The 4978-nt window shown below is 55.3% G+C and carries 2 rRNA genes; both read right to left on the bottom strand.

Annotation, left to right across the window (positions count from 1 at the left end):
- Window positions 1–2994: ribosomal RNA gene (locus AA983_RS14470) — 23S ribosomal RNA — on the bottom strand; the annotation flags it as partial.
- A gap of 352 nt (window positions 2995–3346) precedes the next feature.
- A 16S ribosomal RNA gene (locus AA983_RS14475) occupies window positions 3347–4869 on the bottom strand.
- Window positions 4870–4978: the final 109 nt, after the last annotated feature.

Here is a 4978-nt window from a genome sequence, read left to right on the forward strand (position 1 = left end):
ATGGAAACCTTATCTTGAAGCGTGCTTCCCGCTTAGATGCTTTCAGCGGTTATCACTTCCGAACGTAGCCAATCAGCCGTGCCCTTGGCAGAACAACTGACACACCAGAGGTTCGTCCATCCCGGTCCTCTCGTACTAGGGACAGGTCTTCTCAAGTTTCCTACGCGCACAGCGGATAGGGACCGAACTGTCTCACGACGTTCTAAACCCAGCTCGCGTACCGCTTTAATGGGCGAACAGCCCAACCCTTGGGACCTACTCCAGCCCCAGGATGCGACGAGCCGACATCGAGGTGCCAAACCATGCCGTCGATATGAGCTCTTGGGCAAGATCAGCCTGTTATCCCCGGGGTACCTTTTATCCGTTGAGCGACGGCGCTTCCACAAGCCACCGTCGGGTCACTAGTCCCCACTTTCGTGCCTGCTCGACATGTCTGTCTCACAGTCAAGCTCCCTTGTGCACTTACACTCAAAACCTGATTGCCAACCAGGCTGAGGGAACCTTTGGGCGCCTCCGTTACCCTTTGGGAGGCAACCGCCCCAGTTAAACTACCCATCAGGCACTGTCCCTGATCCGGATCACGGACCGAAGTTAGGAGCTCAATACGACCAGAGTGGTATTTCAACAATGACTCCACACCAGCTGGCGCTAATGCTTCACAGTCTCCCACCTATCCTACACAAGCCGTACCGAACACCAATACCAAACTGTAGTAAAGGTCCCGGGGTCTTTCCGTCCTGCTGCGCGTAACGAGCATCTTTACTCGTACTGCAATTTCGCCGAGTTCGTGGTTGAGACAGTGGAGAAGTCGTTACGCCATTCGTGCAGGTCGGAACTTACCCGACAAGGAATTTCGCTACCTTAGGATGGTTATAGTTACCACCGCCGTTTACTGGGGCTTAAATTCTCAGCTTCGCCACACAAAGTGACTAACCAGTCCTCTTAACCTTCCAGCACCGGGCAGGCGTCAGTCCGTATACATCGAATTACTTCTTCGCACGGACCTGTGTTTTTAGTAAACAGTCGCTTCTCCCTGGTCTCTGCGACCCTCACCCCTAGCACGCAAGTGCTTCAAGGCTTGGGCCCCCCTTCTCCCAAAGTTACGGGGGCATTTTGCCGAATTCCTTAACCACGATTCACTCGATCGCCTTAGTATTCTCTACCTAACCACCTGAGTCGGTTTGGGGTACGGGCGGCTCGAACCTCGCTAGAAGTTTTTCTCGACAGCATAGGATCACCCTACTTCCCACATACGTGGTCACCATCACATCTCAGCCAATACGACGTCCGGATTTGCCTAGACGTTCGGCCTACATGCTTGAACGGGGACAACCATCGCCCCGCGGAGGCTACCTTCCTGCGTCACTCCATCGCTTACCTACTACACGATCGGGTCCCACGCTCCCCATGAACAATGAGCCCGAAGGCTCGGCGTTCATGGTTCGGGTGGTTAGCATCCCATGGTTCAGTATGGGCGGTTCTTCGCCGGTTCCGGAATATCAACCGGATGTCCATCGACTACGCCTGTCGGCCTCGCCTTAGGTCCCGACTTACCCAGGGCAGATTAGCTTGACCCTGGAACCCTTGGTTATTCGGCGGACGGGTTTCTCACCCGTCATTCGCTACTCATGCCTGCATTCTCACTCGTGTAGCATCCACGACTCGATCACTCGGCCGCTTCACTCGCCACACGACGCTCCCCTACCCAACAACACCCCCGTTAAGGGTAAGTGTGTCATTGCCACAGCTTCGGTGATGTGCTTGAGCCCCGCTACATTGTCGGCGCAGAATCACTTGACCAGTGAGCTATTACGCACTCTTTAAAGGGTGGCTGCTTCTAAGCCAACCTCCTGGTTGTCACAGCAACTCCACATCCTTTCCCACTTAGCACACGCTTAGGGACCTTAGCTGATGATCTGGGCTGTTTCCCTCTCGACTACGAAGCTTATCCCCCGCAGTCTCACTGCCACGCTCTCACTTACCGGCATTCGGAGTTTGGTTGACGTCAGTAACCCGGTGGGGCCCATCAGCCATCCAGTAGCTCTACCTCCGGCAAGAAACACGCGACGCTGCACCTAAATGCATTTCGGGGAGAACCAGCTATCACGGAGTTTGATTGGCCTTTCACCCCTACCCACAGCTCATCCCCTCAGTTTTCAACCTAAGTGGGTTCGGTCCTCCACGCCGTCTTACCGGCGCTTCAACCTGGCCATGGGTAGATCACTCCGCTTCGGGTCTAGACCCAGCGACTCAAACGCCCTCTTCGGACTCGCTTTCGCTACGGCTACCCCACACGGGTTAACCTCGCCACTGAGCACTAACTCGCAGGCTCATTCTTCAAAAGGCACGCCGTCACCCCACACAGAGGCTCCGACGGATTGTAAGCACACGGTTTCAGGATCTATTTCACTCCCCTCCCGGGGTTCTTTTCACCTTTCCCTCACGGTACTAGTCCGCTATCGGTCACCAGGGAATATTTAGGCTTAGCAGGTGGTCCTGCCAGATTCACACGAGATTTCACGGGCCCCGTGCTACTTGGGAAACAGCACAACACAGCCAGCTATGTTTCGCCTACGGGAGTCGCACCCTCTACGCCCAGCCATTCAAAACTGTTCGACTACACAACTGGTTTCTTACTGCGCACCCTGCTGTCAGACAAGGTCAGCACTGTCCCACAACCCCACAACCGCAACCCCTGACAGGTCTCACACGATCATGGTTTAGCCTCATCCGCTTTCGCTCGCCACTACTCACGGAATCACTCTTGTTTTCTCTTCCTGTGGGTACTGAGATGTTTCACTTCCCCACGTTCCCTCCCAACACCCTATGTGTTCAGGTGCAGGTGACCAGACATGATTCTGGTCGGGTTTCCCCATTCGGAAATCCCCGGATCACAGCCTGTTTATCGACTCCCCGAGGCATATCGCAGATTACAACGTCCTTCATCGGTTCCTGGTGCCAAGGCATCCACCGTGTGCCCTTAAAAACTTAAAGATCACAGATACTAGATGCTCGCGTCCACTGTGTAATTCTCAAACAACACGCCACACACCAACCAACCCACCACAACCACACCGAACCCTCACAGGTCCTCACGTGCAGTCGTTCGTGGCCGGGCCGTCAGTGCCAGCCAAACCCCAGAACACGCATGATGCATGTCCTGAGAACCCAACAACGCGCCAATCACACCCACCACCCCACCTCAGCCAGCCCGTTCCCCACACCATCCGAAGACAGTGTTGTACTTGAGCTTGCTCGAGCGAGCAGTGCGTGCACCATGATCATCGTTCCACCCAGCACACTCCCATCACACACGCGGTGATGCAAGAGCTCATGTGCTCCTTAGAAAGGAGGTGATCCAGCCGCACCTTCCGGTACGGCTACCTTGTTACGACTTAGTCCCAATCGCCAGTCCCACCTTCGACGGCTCCCCCCACAAGGGTTAGGCCACCGGCTTCGGGTGTTACCAACTTTCGTGACTTGACGGGCGGTGTGTACAAGGCCCGGGAACGTATTCACCGCAGCGTTGCTGATCTGCGATTACTAGCGACTCCGACTTCATGGGGTCGAGTTGCAGACCCCAATCCGAACTGAGACCGGTTTTTTGGGATTAGCTCCACCTCACAGTTTCGCAACCCTCTGTACCGGCCATTGTAGCATGCGTGAAGCCCAAGACATAAGGGGCATGATGATTTGACGTCATCCCCACCTTCCTCCGAGTTGACCCCGGCAGTCTCCCATGAGTCCCCACCATCACGTGCTGGCAACATGGAACGAGGGTTGCGCTCGTTGCGGGACTTAACCCAACATCTCACGACACGAGCTGACGACAACCATGCACCACCTGTACACCAGTCCGAAGACGCACACATCTCTGCATGATTCCGGTGTATGTCAAGCCTTGGTAAGGTTCTTCGCGTTGCATCGAATTAATCCGCATGCTCCGCCGCTTGTGCGGGCCCCCGTCAATTCCTTTGAGTTTTAGCCTTGCGGCCGTACTCCCCAGGCGGGGCGCTTAATGCGTTAGCTGCGGCACGGAACTCGTGGAATGAGCCCCACACCTAGCGCCCAACGTTTACGGCATGGACTACCAGGGTATCTAATCCTGTTCGCTCCCCATGCTTTCGCTTCTCAGCGTCAGTAATGGCCCAGAGACCTGCCTTCGCCATCGGTGTTCCTCCTGATATCTGCGCATTTCACCGCTACACCAGGAATTCCAGTCTCCCCTACCATACTCTAGTCTGCCCGTACCCACTGCAGAACCGGAGTTAAGCCCCGGTCTTTCACAGCAGACGCGACAAACCGCCTACAAGCTCTTTACGCCCAATAATTCCGGACAACGCTCGCACCCTACGTATTACCGCGGCTGCTGGCACGTAGTTAGCCGGTGCTTCTTCTCCAGGTACCGTCACGTTAGCTTCGTCCCTGGTGAAAGAGGTTTACAACCCGAAGGCCGTCATCCCTCACGCGGCGTCGCTGCATCAGGCTTTCGCCCATTGTGCAATATTCCCCACTGCTGCCTCCCGTAGGAGTCTGGGCCGTGTCTCAGTCCCAGTGTGGCCGGTCGCCCTCTCAGGCCGGCTACCCGTCGTCGCCTTGGTAGGCCATTACCCCACCAACAAGCTGATAGGCCGCGAGTCCATCCCCCACCAAAAAATCTTTCCACCAACACACCATGCAGTGATTGGTCATATCCAGTATTAGACCCAGTTTCCCAGGCTTATCCCAGAGTAGGGGGCAGGTTACTCACGTGTTACTCACCCGTTCGCCACTAATCCACACCAGCAAGCTGGCGCTTCATCGTTCGACTTGCATGTGTTAAGCACGCCGCCAGCGTTCGTCCTGAGCCAGGATCAAACTCTCCGTTAAAAAAATCTGTATCCCAGCCGAAATCAAACGGTGACACCACACCACCACCCACAAAGAGTGATCGTGTGTCTTGTATCCATCCATCAAACATCAGCCAGAACAACACCAA

This window comes from Dermacoccus sp. PE3 (genome assembly GCF_001021715.1).
Taxonomy (GTDB): domain Bacteria; phylum Actinomycetota; class Actinomycetes; order Actinomycetales; family Dermatophilaceae; genus Dermacoccus; species Dermacoccus abyssi.